At 54.8% G+C, this 24,093-nt stretch carries 21 protein-coding genes, 1 other RNA gene and 2 riboswitches; of the genes, 2 read left to right on the top strand and 20 right to left on the bottom strand.

Annotated elements, in window-relative coordinates:
• Positions 1 to 88: 88 nt before the first annotated feature.
• Positions 89 to 1,990: a LysM peptidoglycan-binding domain-containing M23 family metallopeptidase gene (locus tag PG062_RS12820; protein ID WP_270752554.1), complete on the bottom strand. Its 1,902-nt coding sequence runs from the start codon at positions 1,988 to 1,990 to the stop codon at positions 89 to 91.
• 67 nt (positions 1,991 to 2,057) lie between these two features.
• Positions 2,058 to 2,999 (bottom strand): RluA family pseudouridine synthase, encoded by a 942-nt coding sequence (locus PG062_RS12815; protein ID WP_270752553.1) that lies wholly within the window; start codon positions 2,997 to 2,999, stop codon positions 2,058 to 2,060.
• A gap of 109 nt (positions 3,000 to 3,108) precedes the next feature.
• Between PG062_RS12815 and rnpB the strand changes: the two genes are divergently transcribed.
• Positions 3,109 to 3,468: RNase P RNA component class A (gene rnpB / locus PG062_RS12810), an RNA gene on the top strand.
• Between the two features lie 253 nt (positions 3,469 to 3,721).
• Here the strand turns inward: rnpB and PG062_RS12805 are convergent.
• The 18 genes from PG062_RS12805 to PG062_RS12720 all read right to left on the bottom strand — a co-directional run bounded on the left by PG062_RS12805 (position 3,722) and on the right by PG062_RS12720 (position 22,114).
• Positions 3,722 to 3,970 (bottom strand): pro-sigmaK processing inhibitor BofA family protein, encoded by a 249-nt coding sequence (locus PG062_RS12805; RefSeq protein WP_113999885.1) that lies wholly within the window; start codon positions 3,968 to 3,970, stop codon positions 3,722 to 3,724.
• Positions 3,971 to 4,194: 224 nt separating this feature from the next.
• Complete coding sequence (gene spoIVA / locus PG062_RS12800; RefSeq protein WP_270752552.1) at positions 4,195 to 5,670, bottom strand: stage IV sporulation protein A; 1,476 nt, start codon at positions 5,668 to 5,670, stop codon at positions 4,195 to 4,197.
• Between the two features lie 14 nt (positions 5,671 to 5,684).
• Entirely contained in the window at positions 5,685 to 7,250 is a 1,566-nt protein-coding gene (locus tag PG062_RS12795; protein WP_270752551.1) for a LysM peptidoglycan-binding domain-containing protein, read from the bottom strand.
• 261 nt (positions 7,251 to 7,511) lie between these two features.
• Positions 7,512 to 8,153 carry a thiamine diphosphokinase gene (locus tag PG062_RS12790; RefSeq protein WP_113999889.1) on the bottom strand — a complete coding sequence of 214 codons (642 nt, stop codon included), beginning with the start codon at positions 8,151 to 8,153 and terminating at the stop codon, positions 7,512 to 7,514.
• Positions 8,153 to 9,016 carry a ribosome small subunit-dependent GTPase A gene (gene rsgA / locus PG062_RS12785; RefSeq protein ID WP_270752550.1) on the bottom strand — a complete coding sequence of 288 codons (864 nt, stop codon included), beginning with the start codon at positions 9,014 to 9,016 and terminating at the stop codon, positions 8,153 to 8,155. Before rsgA ends, PG062_RS12790 begins: the two co-directional genes overlap by 1 nt.
• Complete coding sequence (gene pknB, locus PG062_RS12780) at positions 9,016 to 10,914, bottom strand: Stk1 family PASTA domain-containing Ser/Thr kinase (protein ID WP_270752549.1); 1,899 nt, start codon at positions 10,912 to 10,914, stop codon at positions 9,016 to 9,018. Before pknB ends, rsgA begins: the two co-directional genes overlap by 1 nt.
• Entirely contained in the window at positions 10,907 to 11,656 is a 750-nt protein-coding gene (locus PG062_RS12775; RefSeq protein ID WP_113999892.1) for a Stp1/IreP family PP2C-type Ser/Thr phosphatase, read from the bottom strand. The genes pknB and PG062_RS12775 overlap by 8 nt, the downstream gene beginning before the upstream one ends.
• The gene (rlmN, locus tag PG062_RS12770) at positions 11,653 to 12,777 is read right to left on the bottom strand and encodes a dual-specificity RNA methyltransferase RlmN (protein WP_270752548.1); all 1,125 of its coding nucleotides are present in this window, start codon (positions 12,775 to 12,777) and stop codon (positions 11,653 to 11,655) included. The genes PG062_RS12775 and rlmN overlap by 4 nt, the downstream gene beginning before the upstream one ends.
• A 70-nt stretch (positions 12,778 to 12,847) precedes the next feature.
• Positions 12,848 to 14,170 carry a 16S rRNA (cytosine(967)-C(5))-methyltransferase RsmB gene (rsmB, locus tag PG062_RS12765; RefSeq protein WP_270752547.1) on the bottom strand — a complete coding sequence of 441 codons (1,323 nt, stop codon included), beginning with the start codon at positions 14,168 to 14,170 and terminating at the stop codon, positions 12,848 to 12,850.
• Entirely contained in the window at positions 14,167 to 15,087 is a 921-nt protein-coding gene (fmt, locus tag PG062_RS12760) for a methionyl-tRNA formyltransferase (RefSeq protein ID WP_270752546.1), read from the bottom strand. Before fmt ends, rsmB begins: the two co-directional genes overlap by 4 nt.
• Positions 15,088 to 15,144: 57 nt before the next feature.
• Positions 15,145 to 15,660 carry a peptide deformylase gene (def, locus tag PG062_RS12755; RefSeq protein WP_113999895.1) on the bottom strand — a complete coding sequence of 172 codons (516 nt, stop codon included), beginning with the start codon at positions 15,658 to 15,660 and terminating at the stop codon, positions 15,145 to 15,147.
• Positions 15,661 to 15,681: 21 nt separating this feature from the next.
• Positions 15,682 to 17,937: a replication restart helicase PriA gene (gene priA / locus PG062_RS12750; protein WP_270752545.1), complete on the bottom strand. Its 2,256-nt coding sequence runs from the start codon at positions 17,935 to 17,937 to the stop codon at positions 15,682 to 15,684.
• 36 nt (positions 17,938 to 17,973) lie between these two features.
• Positions 17,974 to 18,552 (bottom strand): guanylate kinase, encoded by a 579-nt coding sequence (gmk, locus tag PG062_RS12745; protein ID WP_113999897.1) that lies wholly within the window; start codon positions 18,550 to 18,552, stop codon positions 17,974 to 17,976.
• Positions 18,553 to 18,585: 33 nt separating this feature from the next.
• The gene (locus tag PG062_RS12740) at positions 18,586 to 18,840 is read right to left on the bottom strand and encodes a DUF370 domain-containing protein (RefSeq protein WP_113999898.1); all 255 of its coding nucleotides are present in this window, start codon (positions 18,838 to 18,840) and stop codon (positions 18,586 to 18,588) included.
• A gap of 9 nt (positions 18,841 to 18,849) precedes the next feature.
• Positions 18,850 to 19,728, bottom strand: a complete 879-nt coding sequence (locus tag PG062_RS12735; RefSeq protein ID WP_270752544.1) for a YicC/YloC family endoribonuclease — start codon at positions 19,726 to 19,728, stop codon at positions 18,850 to 18,852.
• A gap of 17 nt (positions 19,729 to 19,745) precedes the next feature.
• Complete coding sequence (locus PG062_RS12730; protein ID WP_158538848.1) at positions 19,746 to 19,892, bottom strand: hypothetical protein; 147 nt, start codon at positions 19,890 to 19,892, stop codon at positions 19,746 to 19,748.
• A 108-nt stretch (positions 19,893 to 20,000) separates the two neighbouring features.
• Positions 20,001 to 21,152, bottom strand: coding sequence for a methionine adenosyltransferase (metK, locus tag PG062_RS12725; protein WP_270752543.1), 1,152 nt, complete (start codon positions 21,150 to 21,152; stop codon positions 20,001 to 20,003).
• Positions 21,153 to 21,246: 94 nt separating this feature from the next.
• Positions 21,247 to 21,345, bottom strand: a riboswitch (SAM riboswitch).
• A 151-nt stretch (positions 21,346 to 21,496) separates the two neighbouring features.
• Positions 21,497 to 22,114 (bottom strand): ECF transporter S component, encoded by a 618-nt coding sequence (locus PG062_RS12720; RefSeq protein WP_113999901.1) that lies wholly within the window; start codon positions 22,112 to 22,114, stop codon positions 21,497 to 21,499.
• 143 nt (positions 22,115 to 22,257) lie between these two features.
• Positions 22,258 to 22,395, bottom strand: a riboswitch (FMN riboswitch).
• Between the two features lie 311 nt (positions 22,396 to 22,706).
• Between PG062_RS12720 and PG062_RS12715 the strand changes: the two genes are divergently transcribed.
• Positions 22,707 to 23,789, top strand: a complete 1,083-nt coding sequence (locus PG062_RS12715; protein WP_270752542.1) for a mechanosensitive ion channel family protein — start codon at positions 22,707 to 22,709, stop codon at positions 23,787 to 23,789.
• Positions 23,790 to 24,093 lie beyond the last annotated feature (304 nt).

Genomic DNA, 24,093 nt, shown 5'->3' with positions numbered 1-24,093 from the left:
ATAAATTGTAACCTGAATGAAATCTTTTTGCGCCAAATCTACAGGAAAATACCGGTATAACAGGGATGACTTGCATCATTCCCGCCGCTTAGCGGGAAGCACGCATGCCGCCAAAGTAGGTCTGGGCGCTGAAACGAGCACCATTATAATACATCTCAAAGTGGCAGTGGTTGCCGGTAGAGTCACCCGTGGAGCCAACCAGGCCGATGACATCGCCCTGGTTCACGGCCTGGCCTGCTGTGCATTTCAGCTGCGACATATGCGCATACAGCGTGCGGTAGCCGTTGCCGTGGTCGATAATAACATAATTGCCATAGCTGTAATGCCAACCGGCAGTAACGACCTTGCCGGAATCCGATGCAATGATGGGGGTACCGTAAGCGGCACAGATATCGGCACCCTTATGGTAAGAGCTCATCCAGCGGCTGACATAGGTATAGTTCGGAACAGGCCATACAAATGTGCCGCTGCCAATGCGGGCAACCATGCCGCTGGCAAGCTTAGTACCTTTAACAATCAGCTGTGTGGTAGGGTTCTGCAAAACTTTATAATTGACAACTTCGCTGGAGCTTTCAACGCCGTCAATATAGGTGGTTTCGCGGGTAATCTCCTCGGTGCCGTCGGCACCTTCCTGCACAACAACCGTCTTGCCGAAATCATATTCGTCCGATTCACTTGTCTGGGTGTCAAACGGGATCGGCTCGGTATAGGTGCTGCGCAAGACCTCTTTGATCTGCAGCATATCCGGGTGCGAAACACCAGTCATAACAGCGGTTCCCTCATCCAGAACTTCATCGGTCCCGGTCAGATCGGGGTTTAATGCGGCCAGCGTATCCCAGGATACACCGGTATTATCCACAACTGTCTGAACAGTATCCCCTGCTGCTGCGGTGTAATAGGTGGGGCCGCCGCCCTGGTTCAGGGTACTGATCACATTGTTGTAATCCAAAATGGAAGAAAGCAGATAAATGCCGTCAACCAGCTTGATGTCATGTACAAAGCTGACGCGCTTGTTCTGGTCCATTGCGTTGACGTAAGGCGCTTTAATACTTTCCAGATAGGTGCGCAGATGGTCGCCTTCCGTGGTGACAAAACGCAGGGAATCATCCACATAGACAGCGGTTGCTTCGCCGATCTGGTCACTGGAAGCGCACAGAATGGCGTCCGCAGCTTCGGTTTCCGTCATGGTGCTGCTGCCGGATTCCAGCGTGTAGGTAGGGGTAACATCCCAGCTGTCATCCGAAACCTGTGCGCCGGTGGAAGCCATAACAGCTTCCGCATTGGTGATACGGGAACGCACATCTTCACGGGCGCTTTCAAATACCTGTTCGCTGGCTACCGTGCCGACAGACGTTCCATTAACCTGAACATTTAGAACAAAGTTCTGGTTCAGCCCGCTCTGCACCACATACAAAAAGCCTGCCGCCGCAGCAACCGGCATAATGTAAGAAAGCGCGTTCAGCAGCAGCGGCAAAAATTGCCGTGCGGCATGGGCGAAATAACGGAGTTTTTCCTTGCGGATGGTATGGGCGCTTTCGTCAGAAAGTTCATCCGAAATTGCGCGGAAATGGCGTATGCCGGAGCCAACCACCTGGAACGGCTCGACGATATCCTCGCACAGGGTAATGATACCGAGAGCAAACGGGCGGATGATTGTGACAAGCAAACGGGCTGCGTTCATGCCAATGGTAGAAGCAACTTTGTAAGTGCCGCGCACAGCGCAAACCACGGCATACTCGACCCAAAAGCCGATCATGTACAAGGCATCGCCAATCAGGTTCGCGTGTGGAACACGCGCCAGTACCTGACGGAAGCTGTGATGGCGGCGGGCTTTTTTTGTTCTGCGCCGCCAGGCGTGTACGGTCAGCTTGCAGCGCAGGCCGTCCAACCAGAGGGTAAAACCGCTGTGAGTACGGATAGAAGATACAGGTGCTTTATTTTGTTGTTCAGTTTGATTCTGTTGTTCCAAATGGGTAGGATTTGTGCTCAAAAGGGGCTCCTTTCCGCGCGTAAAGGCGCGTGCATGGGGTTATAGGGCGCAATGTAGGCATTTTGTGCTACTCAGCGCAGGGCAGCACGGATTGTAACATTGTTTGAATCTCTTCTTTGTCTGGCAGATAGGCTGCGCAGCAGGCGGCCAGAAAATCCTCCGGCAAAGGGCTCTGCACCCGGCGGGGCTCATGGTCCGCGGGGCGGTTGAACCGCAACACTGCGCAATGCAGGGCGTGACGCGCAATGATATCCGTATGGCCGCCGTACAAACTATCCCCCGCCAGCGGGTGGCCGAGCCAGGAAAAGTGAACGCGGATCTGATGGGTACGGCCCGTTACCGGAAAACAGGAAACCAATGCATGGGAAGCGCTGGTGGCCAGCACGGTGTATTCCGTCACGCTGGGCTTGCCGTCTTCCCTTACACAGCGGCCAATGATGGAATCGCCGCGGCGTGCAATCGGGACGTCAATGCGGCCCGACCCAACGGGCAGCGGGCCTTCCACCAGGGCAAGATAACACTTTTGTGCAGTCTTGGCGAGTTCCGGCGCGGCAAAGGCATTCTGCGCACACAGCACAAGGCCGCTGGTGTTTTTATCAATGCGGTTGACCGGGCGGAATACGCCATCCTCGCCGCGGCATTTCAGGCGGTACAGCCAGCCGTTCGCAAGGGTCCCGCTGGTATGGTTTAATGTGGGGTGTACCGCAATGCCGGCAGGTTTGTTCAATACAGCCGCAAACTCATCCTCATAGATAACATCAATAGGCAGCGGCTCCGGCTGAACAGCGGTGGGAGGCTCAGGAGGCAGAGCGAACGAAACAATCTGCGCTGTTGCAACGCGGTAATCTGTATGGACGGGGATGACCTCATCCCCCAGCCGCACACAGAAGCCGGTGCCCTGATATTTGACCGCCTTGATGCAGGCGGAGCTGACACCCATGGTGCGCAGAAAAATATTCAGGCGCATGCCATTGCAGGATGTGGGCACGCGGAAATGCAGCATCTGCATCAGTTTGACCTCCGTTCGGAACCACCGGAGCGGCTCATACGCAATGTATTATAACACAAAAAAACAGCAGTTGCAAATGATGCAAAAATATGGTATGATAATACACAAACGAGTGGAACATACGACGGCGGGGCGGCTTGACCGCCCTGAGGAAAGTCCGGGCTTCACAGAGGCATGGCAACTGCTAACGGCAGCCGGGGGTGACCCTAGGGATAGTGCAACAGAAATAGACCGCCGCCCCCAACAGGCGGTAAGGATGGAAAGGCGAGGTAAGAGCTCACCAGCGCACTGGCGACTTTGCGGCTATGTAAACCCTGTCAGAAGCAACAACCGTATGGGACATATGTGGAAGCCTCGCACGTCCCGGAGTTGGCGTGACGGCCCTTTGGGGCCGCGGAGTTTTGCGGCAACGTAAAACCAAGATAGATCGTCGTTTAATACAGAACCCGGCTTACGGTCCAGTCGTTTTTTATAACAAATCAGCCCCGCACGCAGTAAAAATACTGTGCGCGGGGCTTTTTCGTGTTCTGAACTTAAGGCAACACCGCATAATTCCCGCCTTACGGCTTAAGCACCGCTCCGGCGGCTGCGGCACGGCATCTGCGTTGCCAAAATACTCGATAAGACATCCAGTATTATCTGCGCTTTTGGCTTAGCATCTGCCGCACCTCGCTCGCCGTATCGGCACTTGGAATTATGCGGTATTGCCTTAAAAAGTAACACTATAACAGGTTTAGCACCATCAATAGAATTACACCCGGCAGCCCTAAGATAACGGCGGTTCCCGCAGTCAGGGCGTTCAGCGGCAGAGCGACGCCCGTTAAAGGGCCAAGCAGTGCCACTGCCCCCAGCCCGGCCAGACCGCATGCTGCCCCACCAAAAATGCCAAGCAGCGGCCAGCGGCGGCAGGCAGCCGCGCGGGCAGTGACCAGCAGACAGAAAATACCCACAGCGATTATAGATGCAGGCATGTGCCACTCCCCCTCAGTTCTCGCAAGATTGCCCGGCAGTGGCACATTAAGGCAGCGTGCTCATAAATGGTGCGTTCGATGGCAAAGTCTTCCTGCGCCTGTTGGAAGGCGGCTTCGTTCTGGCGTAGTTGCTGCAAAGAGAGATGGAACGCCCGGCGGGTGTTCTCACACCGGATTTGTGCAGCTCTGGCCAGCCTTTTTTGCCTGAACAATGCGGCACCTCCTTACAGCAAAATGCAGATCAGCCCATCGCAGCCATCATTGATAATGCGTTCCAGTGTCTGCTGCAGGCGGGTGCGGGCTTCGGCGGGCATATGCATAAGTTTGGCCTGTAAACCCTCATTCACCAGTTCGTTCAGACTTTTGCCAAAAATATTGGTGCTCCACAACTTGCTGGGGTCGCTCTCAAAGTCTTTCAAAAGCCCCTGGATCAGTGTTTCTCCCTGCTCCTCGCTGCCAACGGTTGGCGAAAGCTCGGTGTGGATGGTCGCGCGCATCAGGTGCAGGCTGGGGGCACTGGCGGAAAGCCGTACCCCATACTGCCCGCCTTGGCGGACGATTTCGGGCTCTTCCAGGTGCAGTTCCTCAATACCGGGCATAACAATGCCGTACCCAGTGGCCTGAACCTGCTCCAAGGCGCTTTTGATTTTGTCATACGCCGCTTTGGCTTTAGCCAGCTCCAGCATACAGGGCAAAAGGCTGGCTTCATCTGTGATGGGAAGGTCGGTTTCCTCGCCCAAAATCTTGAAAAAGATGTCAGGCTCAATACCAACCCGCAGCTGCACCTGGCCGCAGGCAAGGTCCATGCCGGTCAGGGTAACGCCGGTTGTGTTGGCACAGTTCAGCTGGGGCTTGCCGCGGGTCATATCTCCCATTTTGTGCACGCTGCCGGCCAGTTCCAGCAGGGCCTGGTAGACAGAACTTTGCAGCCAGTGCCCCGGTTCCAGCATGGTGACCCAGGACGGCATCGAAACGGCAATTTCCCGCAGTGGGAACTCATAAAGCAGCTCTTGCAGGATATTGTTTAGTTGTTCCGCTGTCAGGTTGACGGCATTGATGGGGCAAACCGGGTGATGATAGGCTTCTTCCATCTGGGCAGCAAGCGCATGGGCAGGTTCGCTGTCCGGTTCTGTGCAGTTCAGCAAAATCAGATACGGCTTGCCGATTTCATCCAGTTCGGCAATGATGCGGCGTTCCGCGGGCAGATACTTTTCACGTGGGAGTTCCGCCACACTGCCGTCCGTTGTTACAACAAGACCGATGGTGGCGTGCTCGCGGATGACCCGGCGGGTGCCGGTTTCAGCTGCCTGGTCAAAGGGAACCGCTTGGTCAAACCAAGGGCTTTTGACCAACCGCGGGGCGTTGTTTTCTTCGTGCCCAAGGGCACCATCCACCATATATCCCACGCAGTCGATTAGCCGTGCGCGGAAGCTTCCGCCGGCTTTCAGGTCAATGCTGACCGCTTTTTCCGGGATAAACTTTGGTTCGGTTGTCATGATCGTCCGCCCGGCGGCGGATTGGGGCAGTTCGTCCTTGGCGCGGGCGCGCTGTGCTTCGTTTTTGATGCGGGGCAGCAGCATCAGCTCCGCAAAGCGCTTGATGAAACTGCTTTTGCCGCTGCGCACGGGACCGACCACGCCGATATAAATATCGCCGCCAGTACGCTGTGCAATGTTCTGATAAATTTGATCCTGTGTCATTGCAGCATCCCCTTTCACAAAGCTGCCGGTATCAGCAGACAGGTTGCGTCAGCAGTAAGCTCCTGGGCGCTCTGCCCTTCCGGGATGGTCAGGTGGTTAGCCGTGGCGAGGTCGCTGGCGCGGGCATGGTAACGGCGGGCAATATCAAAAATGGCCTCCCCTTTTTGGGCATAGTACAGGTAGAGCGCAGGCCCATCCTTACTGTCAGGGTATTCTTCTCCCGGCGTGGCGGAGAAAACGACCTCGTGCGGAATCCCCTGCAGCAGAATGCCGCTTACCTGCAGTTCCAGCTCGACCCGCGCTTTGCTTCCGGCGCGGCTGCTGGCAATATGCCGTACCGCTGCGTGCAAGTGCGGGATGCTTTGCCCGATAGAACCGTGGAAGGTCTCCGCCAGGGCCCAGGGGAAGATTTTATCATAGCAGGTCAGTTCGCCGCGGTCATCCGCACAAATCAGGTGCGCAGTACCGCGCCCGGCAACTTGGATGACATCACCCTTTTCTGCGGCGGTCAGCTGTGGGGCTCCAATCGTGACAAAACAGCCCAGAATGGAAACATTGGCATCCGGCATGTCATCTTCGATCATAACCGGGATAGTGGTATCTACACTGGCAAGAGGCATGAACTGGTTGAAAGTCCGCTTTTCAAGCGTCATGTTACAGATCGTGGAATAAGCATCCGAAACCGCCATGTACACTGTCGGGCGCCAGAGTTCAGCGTGCAGCTTCCATGTGATGCTCAAAAGCGGCTCTTCTTCCTGCTTTGTCGCAGTCAGGGTGCAGGCCAATACTTCGCCCCAAAGTACCGCACTGTCGCCTTCTGCGGCGTTGGGCAGGTCAAGCGTCTGGGTGACGGGAACATCTTTGGTTTGAATTGTAAGCTGTTCTGTACCGGCAGCGCGGGAGCAAAGCTGCATGGCAAGGGTTCCGGCTGCATCCAGCTGGCCGGTATGAACGCTGGATGTGCCGGGCAAAAAACTGCCCGTAATGTCCAGGACTGTTTCACCTTCACCGGGCAACGGAAACGGCGTTTCTGCAGTAAAGGTGCGTTCCTCGCACGCAGCGCAGATGATGCCGTTAAGCTGTTGGCTCCACTGCTCAACGCCGCAGCCGGTCAGGTTGGTGATAAACTCTACCGGCTCAACCATGCCAATAGCAGCATTTAAGGTATAAGCGCCGCGGATGTCAATGCGGTGCTCGCTGACAGAGCGGCAGTTGCAGTATTCAAGTTCGCCCCACAGGCGGGCGGCGCCGGGCAGATAATTGCCTTCCGGCAGGTCAATGGTTTTTTCAAAAGCGTATTTCTGCTCAGTGCGGTACAGGCGAGTTCCGGCTTCATCGGACTGATAGTACACAGTGCAGCGCAGGTAGCCGCTGCACTGCCAGCGGCGGTCAGCCACGCTGTTTTGCATGATAACGGGTTCCAACAGGCACTTTACAATTTTGAACACTGCGGGCAGGTAATCCGGAATCAGAATCTCGGTTTCAACAGGCAGCTCCTGCCGGGTTTCCCAGCGGCCAGTATTGGCAAGGGCCTGGCCGGTTTCAATGGTAAGCGGTTGGTTGGCGGCTTTGCTTTGCATGGCGGTATACCCCTTTCCTTGCCCCGATACGGGGAAAGTTTTTGATTGCCTCTTGTGTACTATATGCGCGGGGGTAAAAAAATAGCCCTGTCGGAACCGTACAAACATACGGCCCGGCAGGGCTACAATGGAAAAATTAAACCTTAAATACAGCGCGCAGCAGCCAGCGCAGGGCATGCGGACATTTTACCACAACAATCTGCATGGCATATTCCCCCTTCCAGGTTTGTAAGCCATACTATGCAGCAGGTGCAGGCAATGTTACCCGTCAGCGCGGGTCAAAATCACAAGACCATGGCCGCTTTGGCAGCAAAGTTCAGCTTCAGGTGCAGTAAATTCATTGCTGATGCCAAGGGGGTAATCCGGTGTCAGCGTTGCATCTTTCAATGGATAAAACACGCCGTGAATCGATACACCGCCCAGCGGCCCATCCAGCGGGAACACGGAAAGATACATCCAGTCTTTCTTTTGCAATGTTAGCGGCTTGCCTGGACACAAAATATGCAGCTCGCTGTGCTCGTCTGCAAGGGTGACATCAACGCCGTTGCTTGCCAAGTACAACGCGGTGGATACGTTGGAAAACGTGTGTTCCATCCGCTTGCCGCCAAGGGCACCCAGCATGACGATATGACGGTACCCCCGTTCACACAGCCATTTTGCAGCATAGTGGGTATCAGTATCGTCCTTTACATGGGGCAGAATGATCATATCACCGGTGGTTTCCGGCTTGGGGGCAGAATCAAAATCCCCCACGATCAGATCCGGCTGAATGCCCAGCACAGCCGCATTGCGGTACCCGGCATCACAGGCAACAACGGTATCCCCCGGCTGCAGGTACGCGGACAAAGCGGGCGTAACCGGCATGGCCGAAAGAATAACGGCACGTTTGGTAAGATCCTGCATCAGCGTTCCCACTCCTTTAACTGGCTGGCTTCCTCGTACATGGTCAGGTAGCTCTGATAGCGTGTATCCGAAAGCTTGCCCTCTTCCAAAGCCGCGCGCACCGCACAGCCTTTTTCACTGCGGTGGGAGCAGCCGGTAAAACGGCATTGCCCAAAATACGGCTCAAATTCCGGGAAAGCATGCTGCAGCTCTTCCGGCGGAATGCGGCAAATCTTGTTGGCATCCAGGCTGGCAAAACCGGGGGTATCGGCAAGCAGACCACCACATACCTCAAAAATCTCCACTTCACGGGTAGTATGACGGCCACGGCCCAATTTTTGGCTGATACCGCCGGTCTGGCGTTCCAGCTGGGGAGCCAGCGCGTTCAACAGTGTAGACTTGCCCACACCGGAGTTGCCGCAGAATGCACACAAGTTCCCTGCAATGCGCGCACGAATTTGATCCAGACCTTCGCCGGTATCGTAATCCAGCCGGATCAAAGGAATCGTGCTGTCCGCATAAGCTTTCTCCAAGGCATCCGCAGCGGCAAGGTCGGCTTTTGTGATGACAATAACCGGCTGCACGTCTTTATAAACGGCGGCAGCAGTCAGTTCATCCAGAATCAATGTGCTGGGCACCGGCTGGGTGGTGCTTGCCACAATAAACAGCACATCAAGGTTAGCAACCGGAGGGCGGATAAAAACATTTTTGCGCGGTAGAATTTCGTCAATCGTGGTGCGGTCGGCGCTTAATACAACCTGATCTCCCGCTACCGGCGTAATACCGCGTTTGCGGAAAATGCCGCGGGCGCGGCACTCCACAATGCCGGTTTCGGTTTTAACATAGTAAAAACCGCCAATGCCCTTTGTGATATAATTTGTCATTACCACAGCATTTCACCAGTATCCACGCGGTAAACATGGCCATCGCGCTGTTCTACATCGACCCACCATGTATTACCGTTATCGTCAGTAATTTCCTGAGACCAACGTGCACCATCACCAGAGGACGGAGAATCCGAGGTGCTGGGGTCTTGCACAACTACCGGCATTGCGGTAGCCACATACAGGCGCACCGTGCTGCGGATGCGTACCTGGGTGCCTGCAGCGGGTTCCTGGTTCAGAATAGTGCCCTCGGCCTCGCTGCTGGGCTGTTCCACAACGCTGACCACCAGGTTCTGGCGCTGCAGGTCGGCGGTGCCTTCGCTGACCTGCAAACCTGTCACGGAGGTAACGGAAACCATGTTGTCTCGCTTGGAGCGCGCAATATACATGTTTACGGTGCTGCCGCCCTCTACCGTTTCGCCGCCGGCGGGTTCGGTATACACAACGGTGCCTGCGGCAACGCTCTCGTCCTCCACATATTTGCTTACAACCTGAAGGCCGCTATCCTGTAAGGTCTTTTTGGCATCATCGCTTACATATGTTTTTACATCCGGCACAGTGACCCACTGGGTGCCAAGGCTTACCTTCAGGGTCACTTTCTGGCCTGCCTTTACAGTGCGGCCCTGCTTAGGGTTTTGCTGAAAAATCGTTCCTTCCGGTGCATCGTTGTATTCGTACACCCACTTGGCGAGCAGGCTGGAATTATAATCCGATGCACGGAACTCATCCTCCGTCATGCCGACAAAATTGATGAGCTGTACGTCAGCATGCTTGGAGAAGAAAGAGTTTGTGGAGTTGGTGAAAATAAGATAGACCAGAATGGCAGCACCGATCACAAAGGCGACCGCCATACCAAAGAAGATGGGCAGCATGCTGAACCCCTTGGCTGCCTTGGCTTTCTGCTTTTTCACGTTTTTGCCTTTCCCACTGTTCATGGTGCCGGCACGGCGTGCCTGGCTGGTGCTGACAGCGGCTTTGCCCGCTGTTTTGGCTGTGCTGCTGACAACACGGTTAATGGTTTTATCCGGGTTGTCCTGCGTGTTATATTCGTATTCAAAGCTGATGCTGGGGTCGCGGCGGAACGCAGCAATGGCATCCAGCATTTCCTGCGCGGATTGGTAACGGTCGGCGGGATCCTTTTCCATGGCCTTCTCGGTGATTTGGCGCAGCCCAACCGGGATATTGGGGGCAACCTCAGCCAGCGGCTTCGGCTTTTCACTGATCTGCATGATGGCGATGGAAACTGCCCCAGTACCATCAAACGGCAGCTTGCCGGACAGCATCTCGTACATCATAACGCCAACAGAATAAATATCAGTGCGGGCATCGGTATGGTCGCCTTTGGCCTGTTCCGGGCTGATGTAATGAACCGAGCCGATGGCCTTGTCGCTGACAGTCTGGCTCTGTGCACGGGAAAAGCGTGCAATGCCAAAGTCCATCATTTTGATGGAGCCATCCGCCTGCAGCATAATATTCTGCGGCTTCACATCGCGGTGAACAATGCCCTTGGAGTGTGCATGATCCAACGCGCTGAGCACCTGTGTGGCAAAGTGGACAACCTCTTTCCAGGTTAGGGCACCGTTGCGTTGCTTCAGGTATTCTTTCAGCGTAATGCCGTCAATATATTCCATCACGATGTACTGCAATTGATCTGTTACAGAGACATCATACACCTTGACAATGTTGGGATGGTTCAAAATCGAGATAGCTTTGGATTCGTTCTTGAAGCGGCGGACCAGCTCTTCGTTATCAAGAAACTCTTCTTTCAGCACCTTGACGGCGATTTGGTTGCCGGTGCGGACATCGCGGCCTTTATAAACATTGGCCATGCCGCCAACGCCGATCAGACTTTCAATCAGATAGCGGCCATCCAGCTTTTTGCCGATCAGATTATCCATTTGTTTCCTCCGTAGTTTCAACGCCCAGCAAAAGGACGGTGATGTTATCCTGCCCGCCGCCTTTCAGGGCACGGTCAACCAGTACCCCCGGCGCGTCAAAAAAGGCGGACTCCTGCAAAAGCAGCGCAAGCTCTGCATCGGGTACCATGTTGGTTAATCCATCGGTACAAAGCAGCAAAAGGTCACCGGGAACCACCTCGCAGCGGTTATATTCCGGCACAATATTGGCCGAAACGCCAAGGGCACGTGTAATCAGATTTTTCTGCGGATGCAGGGCGGCCTGTTCGCGGGTGATCTGCCCGCTGTCCACCAGCTGCTGCACCATGGAATGATCCCGCGTCAGCTGGCGGATTGCTCCGCCATGCCACAGGTATGCGCGGGAATCCCCTGCGTGTACAATATGCGCCAGGTTGCCGCGCTGTAAAGCACATACCCCCGTGGTGCCCATACCGAGCACTTCAGGATCAGAGGTCGCTTTTTCATATACGGCGCGGTTGGCATTATCAAATGCGCGCATCATAAAGGCTTTTTCTTCGCCGTTTTCAATCGTGCGCAGGGAATGGTCAAAATAGCGCAGCATGGTTTGGGTGGCAAGGGTGGAAGCGACCCGCCCGCCGTTGGCCCCGCCCATGCCGTCACAGACAAGGCCCCAGCCAGTACCATCGACCAACTGACGGGCACAATAATTATCCTGGTTTTCCTGGCGGCAGCTGCCAATATCTGTTAGAGCTGCAATTTTCATTGTGCGTTGGTCCTTTCGCTCGTCGTTTGCCGTGTTGCTTGTTCGGCCTGTTTGGCATCTTCGCGCCGGAGCTGGCCGCAGGCAGCGCTGATATCGGTACCAAGGCGGCGGCGGATGGTGGCATTTACACCCAAATCTTCCAGCATTTTCTGGAACCGGCGCACATTGGCTTCATCCGTTGCCGAGTAAGGGCTGCCATCGACCGGGTTAATGGGAATCAGGTTGACATGGGCCCCCATGCCACGGATCAGATCGGCCAGTTTTTTTGCCATTTGGGGCGAATCATTGACACCATTGACCATGGAATATTCAAAGCTGATGCGCCGCCCGGTCGTTTTCTGGTAGCGGCGGCAGGCCGGGATCAGCTTTTCCAGCGGGAACGCATCGTTAACCGGCATCATGGAGCTGCGGGTCACATTGTCCGGCGCGTGCAGGGATACCGAAAGGGTCAGCTGCAATTTGCGCTCTGCCAGCTTATCAATTCCCGGCACAAGGCCGCAGGTGGAAAGGCTGATGTTGCGCATCCCGATATTGACGCCTTCCGGGCAGGAGATAATGTCCAGAAAGTCCATCACGTTATCAAAATTGTGCAGCGGCTCACCAATGCCCATCAGGACGATATGGGAAACGCGCTCCCCGGTATCCTTTTGCGCGGTATAAATTTCCGCAGCAATCTCGCCGGAGGTCAAGTCCCGCACGCGGCCCGCCTGGGTGGAGGCGCAAAAGCGGCACCCCATAGCGCAGCCCACCTGTGTGGATACACATACAGTGTTGCCGTAATGGTAGCGCATCAAAACCGTTTCAATGCAGTTGCCGTCCGCAAGCTGAAGCAGATATTTGACCGTACCGTCTTTGGACTGCTGGCGGCGGCGGATGGTGGGCACAGCCAGGGTGCAGTTTTGTGCAAATTGGGCAAGCAGGGCTTTGGGTTGATCTGTCATGGCAGAAAAATCCGTAGCCTGCTTTTGGTGGATCCACTTAAAAATCTGCTTGGCGCGGAAAGCCGGCTGGCCGATGGATTTAATGTAATCCGTCAGCTTGGGCAGCGTCAGGTCCGTCAGACATTTTTTTTCGGTTTCTGCCTGGGGTTCGTTCTGTGGCTGCATATGTGCTTGCTGCATGCGGTGCTTTCCCTCCAAATATTATATACCTTTTCTCTAATTTTTGAATAGACGATTTGTGTATTTTGCGTCAGCAGTTCTTTTGGCGCTCCAAAATAGCGGCAAAAAAACCGTCTGTGGATGTTTCGTGCGGCAGAAACAGTGTGCCGTACTCCCCCACCCGCATACCGGACAGTGTGATTTGTGGCGCTATAACGGAAAAATCTTGATTGTCTTGCAGGAACTGGCGTACTTGGGCTTCATTTTCGTGATGATTCACCGTACAGGTAGAATACACCAAACGGCCGTTCGGGGCAAGATATTTTGCGCCGTTTTGCAGGATTTTTTGCTGTGTTAATAGTAAATTTTCAATCCCATCCAGCGTTTTTTCCCGGATGTCCGGCTTTTTGCCGATGACACCAAGGCCGGAACAGGGCACATCGCATAACACGCGGTCAAAGCTGCCAAGGCCAAAGGCGGGGTTCAGGATAGTGGCATCCCCATGGTAAGGCTTGGCGCGCTCAATGCCGCAGCGGTCAAAGGCCTGCTTCAGCAGTTTGACGCGGCCTGTCATGGCTTCACCGCTGAGCAGCTCACCGCGGTTCTGCATCTGCTCGGCAATCGTCAGGCTTTTGCCCCCAGGGGCGGCGCACAGGTCCAGCACCCGCATACCGGGGCGGGCATCACAGCACAAGGCAGCAAACTGGCTGGCTAACCCCTGCACATGGAATTGCCCGGCGTGGAATGCTTTGGATGCAGCGGGATTACCGTTGAACATAACCAGCAGACAGTGCGGCCATGGGCCAGCCGTTACGGTGTGACCTTCCTGTTGCAATGTCTGCGTCAGGGCTTCATCGGTCGTGCGCAGCGGGTTGACCCGGATGGCGGTGGGGCGGCGCTGATAAAACGCAGCAGCCATTGCCTCGGCATCCTGCGGATACTGTGCTGCAAACAACGCGGCAATCGGCTGAGAGAGACAGTAATAGGTGCGCAGCCGTTCTTCCAGATCCGGCCAATGTTCCGGCTTGGGGTCCAATGCGGCCGTGCGGCGCAGCATGGCGTTGACCATACCCGCAGCACTGGTTTTGCCAAATGCTTTGGCTAGCTTGACCGATTCATTGACAGCCGCAGGCAGCGGAACATCCATAAACTTGGCCTGTGCCAGCCCGGCGCGCAGAATGGCCCGCACAGGGGAATCCAGCTTTTCCAGCGGGCGCTTGGAAAACTGTGCCAGCATCCAGTCCAGCAGGCTGCGGCGCTCCAGCACGGTATAAAAAATACCGGAAGCAAAAGCTGCATCCCGCGGGGAAAGCGGCGGCTTGCAGGCTTTCAGCTCAGAATCCAGCACAAGGTTTGCATAGCCGTTTTGCTCCTGCCGCATAAGGGCCTTGACGGCCAGGTAACGCGCGGTCACAGGCTGTCCCCCGCTTTCAGGCGGCGGCCGGCAGCCCATGCGGTACCCGCCATCGACTTGCCGCCTTCCGGCGTGACGGAATCCAACACGATTGCGCCATCCTGGCAGGCAATGGTCAACGGCTTAACCGCCAATACAGAACCCGGCGCAGCGTTGGCGGGATTTTCAGAAAGCTTGCTGGCGGTGACTTTGATTTTTTTGCCATCGTGCATAAAGAACGCCATTGGCCATGGGTTCATACCGCGCACCCAGTTGTGGATGTGGGCAGCAGGCTGGGTAAAATCGAACTGTGCCATCTCTTTGGTCAGGGACGGCGCCTTGGTGGCGAGAGATTCTTCTTGCATTTTTGGGGTCAGCTTCCCTGCTTCGATTTTGGGCAGGACCTCAACCAGCGTTTTGGCACCAATCGCGCTTACGCGGTCAAACAGCTCGCCGCTGGTCATGTCCGGGTCAATCGCAACCGGCTGCACATACAAAATATCGCCGGTATCCAACCCTTCGTCCAACTGCATAATAGTCACGCCGGTTTCGGCATCGCCGTTCAGCACGGCCCACTGGATGGGGGCGGAACCACGGTACTTGGGTAACAGCGAAACATGCAGGTTGATGCAGCCATATTTGGCCACATGCAAAAGCTGCGGCGGAATAATGCAGCCGTAAGCTACCACGACAATAATATCGGGTGCCAGGCTTTTGATCAGCTCATCCGAGCTGCCATCGCGCAGGGTGCGCGGCTGATAAACAGGGATGCCGTTGGCCTCAGCCGCCTGCTTGACCGGTGGGGCGGTTAAAATCTGTTTGCGGCCAACTGGCTTATCTGCGCGGGTAAACACAGCGCAGATATCGTACCCGGCGGCAATCAGAGCGTTCAGACTTTCAGCAGCAATATCAGGGGTGCCCATAAAGAGGATACGCATAGAAGTTATTCCTTTTCTTATCGTAAGCGTATGAGAAAATTGATGTACAAAGCGGGATCAATCCTCCGCATCTTCCGGGTAGTCATCCTCATAAAAATGGGTGGCACGGTCCATGATGGTAACGCCGTTTAGGTGGTCGTTCTCGTGCTGGATGCAGCGGGCCAGCATGTTTTCGGCTTCCAGTTCAAACCAGTTGCCGTTGCGGTCCTGTGCCTTGACCTTGACCTTTTTGGAGCGGGTAATAGCGCCGTTGTGGCCGGGGAAAGACAGGCAGCCTTCATACAGTTCATCGGTTTCGTCGCTCAGGTATTCGATTTCGGGGTTGATGAACTCAATAAAAGTATCTTTGTAATCGGCGGGGGCATCTTCCGGGCGATTGCGGTCATCCAGGCAGATGAAAATGCGGCGCATCATGCCAACCTGGGGGCCGGCAAGGCCAAGACCGTCAGCATCCACCAAGGTATCCTGCATATCATCCAGCAGAGTGGCAAGGCGGTCATCAAATTTGGTAACGGGGCGGCAGACCTTTTTCAGAATGGGGTCACCATCTTTTACGATTGTACGAAGAGCCATAATAAAAATCCTCCTTAAAATTCAATCGCCGTCGGAATTAAAGTCCAAAGCGATCCCGGCTTTTGCGGGCAGCTTTTCGGCGGCGTAAGCATCCAATGCGGCGTGCATCAGGGTACGGAACCCCGCATCGTTGCGGCATTTCAATGTTAGTTTATAGCGGTATTTCCCGCTGATCATGGCAATGTTCATGGGGGTGGGGCCAAGCACACGCAGCGGCTGGCCGGGGTGTGCAGCGAACTGCTGCCCCAAAATGGCGGCAAAACGCCGCGCAGCCTGAAATACTTCCATCTCCTGCGCACCGGAAAAACCGACCACGCAGAATGAGCAAAACGGCGGATAGAGCGAGAACTTGCGGAACATGATCTCCTGCTGGTAAAACGCGGGGTAATCCTGCGCTGCGGCCAACTGGAGCACAGGGTGATCCGGCACGGCGGTTTGAATCAACGCCCGACCCGGCAGTTCCGCCCGGCCGCCGCGGCCAACGACTTGAGTGATCAGGCTGAACACATTCTCATAGGAGCGGAACCCCTGCCCAAAAAGCAGGGAGTCGATGCCCAGCACACCAACCAGGGTGACATTGCCGAAATCCAAGCCCTTGGCAACCATCTGGGTGCCAAGCAGAATATCATACTCCTGCTTGGCAAAACGGGCCAACATTTTTTCGTGGGCGTTTTTTTGCATGGTCGAATCCTGATCCATGCGCAGGATCCGCGCACCGGGCAAAAGTTCGGCCAGCTCCTCCTCCACTTTCTGGGTACCAAAACCGCTGTACACGATTTTGCCGCCGCATTCCGGGCAAAGCCCTGGTACAGGGCTGATCCGGTGCCCACAGTAATGGCAAAGCAGCGCGTACTGCGCTTTATGATAAACCAGCGGCACGGAACAGTTGGGGCACTTCAGCACATGGCCGCAGGTGCCGCACATGCCAACGGTCTGGTAGCCGCGGCGGTTCAGCAGCAAAATGCTCTGTTCCCTGCGCTGCAGATTAGCAGCGAGTTCCTGTACCATCCGCTGGCTGACTTCCCGCGGGTTCCCAGCGGCAAGTTCGGCGCGCATATCAATAAAATCAACCGTTGGCAGCGGGCGACCGCCATAACGGTGGGTCAGCGTAACAAGCCGCATCCGGCTGCTTATGGCGGCGTGATAGGTTTCGGTGCGCGGCGTGGCGGAGGAAAACAGCAGCAGCGAATGCTCCATCATGGCGCGCTTTTTGGCAACGTCATGGGCGGAATAGCGTGGGGCGGATTCGCTTTGGTAGGTGTGTTCCTGTTCCTCATCTAAAATGATCAGCCCAATGTTTTGCAGCGGTGAAAAGATAGCGCTGCGGGTGCCGATCACGATATCAGCATCGCCATTTTGGATCATCCGCCATTGCAGCAGGCGCTCGGTGTTATTCAACGCGGAGTGCTGCACCGCAAGGCGGCTGCCGAACATGGATTTCAGGCGGCGTGTCATCTGCGGGGTCAGGCTGATTTCCGGCACAAGTACCAGAGCCCGCCTGCCCTGCGCCAATGTCTTTTCAATCAGCTTTAAGAATACAGCGGTTTTGCCGCTGCCGGTAACGCCGTGCAGCAATGCCGCACGGGTCTGTCCGCTCAGCAAATCCTGTTCCAACTGGTCGTAAGCGGTTTGCTGCTCCGGCGATAGTTCCAGCGGCTGTGGGTCAAAGGGGATATCAGCAAATAAATCCAGCGATTTATCCCGTTGTTCGGCTTTCAGAATGCCTTTCTGGCATAACCCGTTCAAAGTGGAGGAAGATATCCCCTGCGCTTCCAAAGCGGATTTGGTGCAAGGCCCTGCGCGCAGCGCTTCCACGGCCTGAATCTGGCGTGCGCCAGGTTTTGGTTTCTCCGGCAGCTCGTCAACCAGGGCATAAACGGTTTCCAGCGTGCGGGTTAGGCGGCTTTTTAATACGGGCTTTCCGTTTTCCATACCGGGCTGGTACTGCGCGCCATACGGAATGACCGCCTTGACTGCCTCGTACCAGGTGCAGAAATAACGATCTTTCAAAAAATGCACGAGCTCCAACAGGTCCGGGGTCAAGCGGGCTTTTTCCGGCGCGGCGGCCAGCAGGCTTTTTAAACGTGGATCGGGGGCTTCTTCCGTTCCTACTTCCAGAACAACAGCCATCCGTGGGTGATTGCCACGCCCAAACGGCACCAACACAATGCTGCCGGGCCAGAGGGATTCCGAAAAATCTGGCGGAACCAGATAGGAATACAGCTTGTCAAAATGGATGGTGGCGTCGTTTACCGCCACTTTTGCAATGCAGGGCAAACACGCACCTCCTGTTTTGGCGTTTGGGGCAGCGGATTATTCGGCATCGGGCTCGGCAATGCGCTTTTGAATGATGGAATAAATCTCTTCGGCGCAGGTGTCGACAACATCGTTGACCACATGCTCGTCATAATCAGCCGAACGGGCAATCTCAGTTTCGGCACGGCGCAGGCGCTTCTGAATGACTTCCTCCGCTTCGGTCCCACGGTAACGCAGGCGGCGTTCCAACTCTTTCATATCCGGCGGCATGACAAAAATGGTGGTGGAACCGGGATACATCCGCTTGATGTTGCCGGCACCCTCCACTTCGATCACCAGAATAACCGGGATCTGCTGCTCCATATGACGCTCAACTTCGGAACGCAGGGTGCCGTAATAGTTTTCGCAATAGCAGGTGTGCTCAACAATATTGCCTTCTGCCAGAGCGGTTTCAAACTGCTCTTTGGTCAAAAAATGGTAGTTTTTACCGTTTACTTCCCCTTCGCGCATGGTGCGGGTGGTGGCGGAAACGGTCTTTTCGATTTCTGGGTGGCTGCCCAGCAGCTTTGCCACAACGGTATCCTTGCCGGTGCCGGAAGGCCCGGAGACAACAAACAAATATTTTTCGCCTTTCATGCAAAATCCCCCTAACACATATTATACAGGCGGTTACACGGTTGGTTTATCCTGTTCTTTTTCAAAACGTCCTAAAACTTCCTCCGGCTCGAAAGCCGAAAGCACCACATGGTCAGAATCCGTAATAATCACCGCGCGGGTGCGGCGGCCATAGGTTGCATCAATGGCCGCGCCTTTGTCGCGCGCATCCTGCACAATACGCTTGATGGGTGCAGAATCCGGGCTGACAACGGCGATCACACGGTCCGCGTTGACCATGTTGCCAAAGCCGATGTTGATAAGCTTCATGGCCGGGCCTCACTCAATGTTTTGAATCTGCTCGCGAATTTTTTCAATCTCAGATTTCAGCTCAACCACAAGGCGGGTGATGTTGATATCCTGGCACTTGGAACCGATGGTGTTGGATTCGCGGTTCAGTTCCTGCGTCAAAAAGTCCAGCTTGCGGCCAACCGGCTCGTCCAGCTCCAGAATAGAGCGGTACTGGGCCACATGGCTATGCAGACGGACAGTCTCTTCGTCGATGGCAGTTTTATCGGCAAAGATAGCAGCTTCTGTCACGATGCGGGCATCATCAATGTTGCGGTCTTCCAGCAGCTCTTTCAGGCGGGTGTACAGCCGTTCGGTATATGCCTGCACACGCCCGGCGCTGTTCTGCTCGATTTGAGCAACCAGCGTTTCAATCGTTGCCAAGCGGTTCAGCACATCGGTGCGCAGCTTCTCACCCTCCACGGCACGCATGGAAACAAACGCAGCAATCGCCTGCTGGGCAACCTGCTCCACATCAGCCCATAGGGTATCCGGGTCTGCGGGCGCAGCGGTCTGGGTCAACACATCTGGGAAACGACAGATGGTGCTGACGGTAACATCGTTTTTCAGGTCCAGCTTTTCCGACATTGCCTGCATGGCGGTCTGGTAGCTTTTGGCTAACTGCCAGTTGACCTGAACAACGGTATCTGCCGCCGCAACATTCTGAATGCTCAGGTTCAGCTCAACCTTGCCGCGGCTAACCTTGGCAGCCACCAGCTTTTTGAGCTTATCTTCCAAAAATGAGCAGGTTCGGGGCACACGGGACGAATATTCAAAAAAGCGGGAGTTGACACTGCGCAGTTCCACAACGATATCGCGCCCGTTCAAAACCTGCTCCGCGCGGCCATAACCGGTCATACTAAGTACCATATTCCTACACCTCGTTATCAAAGCATTACAAGGCAGCGCTTGCCGTAACCTGCAATCAGGAGCGCTCCAAAGGCAGCAAACGCCAATACATATTTGCTATTTATTTTACTATTGTTGGCCGCTGTTTGCAAGGCAATGCGCAGGAAAAGCGGCAGTTTTTTCATTTTTGTAACCCCTTTGATAGAATCAATCAAGGTAAAATAAAAAGGCCTGTACAGCTTTGATGGCAGTACAGGCTTGAATGAATCTGAAAAAATCAGGATAAATACGATTTACAGCTCAGCAACAGCGGCTTTCAGTGCTTCCACGCGGTCGGTGTTCTCCCACTTCACGCCTAGCTCCTCGCGGCCCATGTGGCCGTAAGCAGCCAGCTGGCGGTAGATGGGCCGGCGCAGATCCAGGTCACGGATGATGGCTGCCGGGGTTAGATCAAATACTTTGCGCACAGCGGCTTCCAGTTTGTCGTGCTCGATGGTGCTGGTACCAAAGGTATCAACCATGATGGAAACGGGCTCGGCAACGCCGATGGCGTAAGCCAGCTCAACTTCGCACTTATCGGCCAGGCCGGCAGCGACAACGTTCTTGGCAACCCAGCGGGCAGCATATGCGGCCGAGCGGTCAACCTTGCTGGGGTCCTTGCCAGAGAAAGCGCCGCCGCCGTGGCGAGCATAACCGCCGTAAGTATCAACGATGATCTTGCGACCGGTCAGGCCGGTATCACCCTGCGGGCCGCCGACAACAAAACGACCGGTGGGGTTGATGTAATACTTGGTGTTCTCATCCAGCAGTTTGGCGGGGATGATGGCTTTGATGACATGCTCCATCACATCGGCATGCAGCTGTTCCTGACTGACGGAAGGGCTGTGCTGGCTGGAAATAACAACAGCATCCACGCGCACGGGTTTGCCGTTATCGTATTCGACGGTAACCTGGCTCTTGCCATCAGGGCGCAGATAATCCATCATGCCATTCTTACGCACTTCGGTCAGGCGCTTGGCCAGCTTGTGGGCCAGGCTGATGGGCAGAGGCATCAGCTCGGGGGTTTCGTTGCAGGCATAACCGAACATCATACCCTGGTCGCCAGCACCGGCAACATCATCGTTGGTGCCAAGGGCAATGTCGGGGCTCTGGCCGTCAATGTTGGTGATCACGCCGCAGGTATCGCAGTCAAAACCATACTTGGCACGGTTATAACCAATCTCGCGGATGACCTGGCGTGCAACACCGGGAATATCAACATAGCAGTCGGTCGTGATTTCGCCCATGATGTGGACAAGACCAGTGGAGCAGGTGGTCTCGCAGGCAACGCGGGCACCAGGGTCCTTTTCCAGGATGGCATCCAGAATGGCATCAGAAATCTGGTCGCAGATTTTGTCGGGATGGCCTTCGGTAACGGATTCGGATGTGAACAAAACTTTGGACATAAAAAGCTGCCTCCTTAAAAAATATAGGGTCAGAAAGGCAACTTGCCGAGAACAAAAAAACGCGCGCCGGGTGTGGACCCAAAGCGCACGTGAACGCTTATCTTTCGGTTCCCCGCAGGAATTGGCACCTTACGCTTGCGCGCAGGTTGCCGGGCTTCATAGGGCCTGTTCCCTCTGCCACTCTTGATAAGTTGCTATTCTGATGTAACGTGCTTATGTTACCATAGGCAACCGGCAAAGTCAACGATGTGGCGTTGGGCAAATTGTCAGCTTTGCACAAAATGGATTGAACTTTTGTCAAAACGGGTAAAAATGACCAATGATGGCTGCCCAATCAGCAGCAATTAAGCGGTTACGCTTTTGCCACCGCTGTTGCGGCCATGCAGAATGGGCGAAAGCGGCTTGTAAATTGCAAAGCAGATTACGGCGTCCAGCATCCCTTTGAAGAAAGTGAACGGCAGGTTGAACACCAGCAGGCAGTTCAAAAGGCCATTGACATTCGGGTTAATGGCCTGGTACATGCCGATGATGGCATCCAACGGCAGATGATACATGACCACATAGGCCGGATAGACGATGAAGTAGTTGTACGGAACGCTGACGATTGCCATAACCAAAGCGCCGAGCACTGCGCCCAGGATAGCGCCGCTGCGGGTTTTCTTAAAACGGTATACCATACCGGCCACGCCGACAAACAGAGCGCCCATCACAAAATTAAACAGCTCCCCCACCGCAGCGGTGCTGGTGCTGGGCAGTTTGATCAGGTTTTTGATCAGGCACACCACAATACCGGCAACCGGGCCGTAAGCAAAGCTGGCAATCAGGGCTGGCAGTTCCGAAACATCCAGCTTGATAAAGGCGGGCATGATGGGAATGGGAAACTCCATATACATCAATACTGTGGCAACGGCAGCAAGCATGGCGGTTCCGGTTAATACGCGGGTGTTGAATTTGGTTTTCATAAAAAATACCTCCCTGGGGGCGCGGCCCCAAATAAAATGATTTGGAAAGCCAGTAACAGCTTCGGGAGGCTGATAATTGCAAATAAAAACGCCCTGTTGCAAGCTATACTTACAACAGGGCGCAGAAAAGCAAATAGAACAGCTTTCCGTTTCTTTCATCCGGACTATACCGTCGGCCCCGGAATCACACCGGATCAGCGGCTGCATCAACAGCCGGTCGCGGGCTTGTGGCAATGCCATTTACCGCCGGTGGGGAATTGCACCCCGCCCTGAAACAGACTTTCTAGCTTTGAGTATAGCACAGGTTTTACAAATTGCAAGAGGGTGTGCTATAATTGACAAAAATAAATTTGGAGACTGGGTGGTGTTTCCCTGCTGCTTGGTACACTCAGGAGGTTTAGGGCAATACCGCATAATTCTAAGTGCCGATACGGCGAGCGAGGTACGGCAGCTGCTAAGCCAAAAGCGCAGATAATACTGGATGTCTTATCGAGCATTTTGGTAACGCAGATGCCGTGCCGCAGCCGCCGGAGCGGTGCTTGAGCCGTTAGGCGGGAATTGTGCGGTGTTGCCTTAGAAAATGGAGGTTGCAATGGAAATAGGAGAGATTTCGCTGCTGAGCATTGTCACGGCGGTGGCCCCGATGGCACTTTTTGTGCTGCTGGCGCTGTTTGCCCCACTGGTTTACCGCAGAATTGCGGGCAAACTGATTGAAAAATTCCGTCCACATCAGCCGCAGTGGATCAGCATCATTCTGGATAGCTACCTGAGCCCAACAACGATCTTGCTGCGCGCTGTGTTTATTTATGCTGCACTGTGGGTTTTGCCGCTGGAACTGAACACCCCCACATACCGCAGCGTATTGGCGCGCATCATGCAGGTAACCGCAATCTGCCTAATTGCCTGGGGCGCATGGATGGCTGCCCCCGTGTGCCGCCTTTTGCTGCGCAGCGCAGAAAACAAGCTGGATATTGCTACCAACCGCACAATGGGGCGCTTTTTTGAAAATATCTTCCGAGCTGTTGTAGGCGTTGTGGCGGGCATTGCGGTGTTGGATGCATTGGGCATTCCCGTTACCGGCCTGCTGACAGGTGCTGGCGTTGCCGGTATCGGTATTACCCTGGCGGCGCAGTCCACCATGTCAAACCTGATTGCAGGGGTAGCGCTGGTGCTGGAACATCCCTTTGGCATTGGTGACTATGTGATTCTGGGCAGCTATGAGGGCACGGTGGAAGATATCTCGTTCCGCTCCACCCGTATCCGCACGCCGGACCATGCAGTGATTACGGTAGAAAACTCCAAGGTGTGTGGCGAATACATCCAGAATGTTACTGACCGGACCAACCGACTGTGGCAGTTTACGATCGGTGTCACCTATGATATCCCGCGCGAAAAAGTTGAAACGCTGTGTGCAGATCTGAAAGAACTGCTCAGTGCGGATGCACAGATCAGCTCGGATGCAATGACTGTTACCCTGAATGAATTTAGCGCTTCCAGCATGGATATTCTGGTACGTTGCTATGTGACGGCGGTGGATTATACGGGCTATTTACAACTGAAAAGCCGCATGAATCTGGCCATCATGGACCTGATGAAGCGGGATGGATGCGACTTCGCCTTCCCTTCCACCAGCGTTTACCTGGAAAAAATGCCGCCGCAGAAAGGCAAATCCTGATTTGGCAGAAACAGCTCATCAAGTGCCCAAGTTAGGGCAATACCGCATAATTCTAAGTGCCGATACGGCGAGCGAGGTGCGGCAGATGCCAAGCCAAAAGCGCAGATAATACTGGATGTCTTATCGAGCATTTTGGCAACGCAGATGCCGTGCCGCAGCTGCCGGAGCGGTGCTTAAGCCGCAAGGCGGGAATTGTGCGGTATTGCCTTAGCAATTTGAACCAAACAATATAACAAAACCGCCACGAACCAATCTAATGAACAGCACCCCATTTGTTAGACAGTATGATATACTATCTAACAAG

This window comes from Gemmiger qucibialis (genome assembly GCF_027689445.1).
GTDB classification, from domain to species: domain Bacteria; phylum Bacillota; class Clostridia; order Oscillospirales; family Ruminococcaceae; genus Gemmiger; species Gemmiger qucibialis.
The sequence above is the reverse complement of the archived record's forward strand: the minus strand, read 5'-3'. Positions and strand labels throughout refer to the sequence as shown.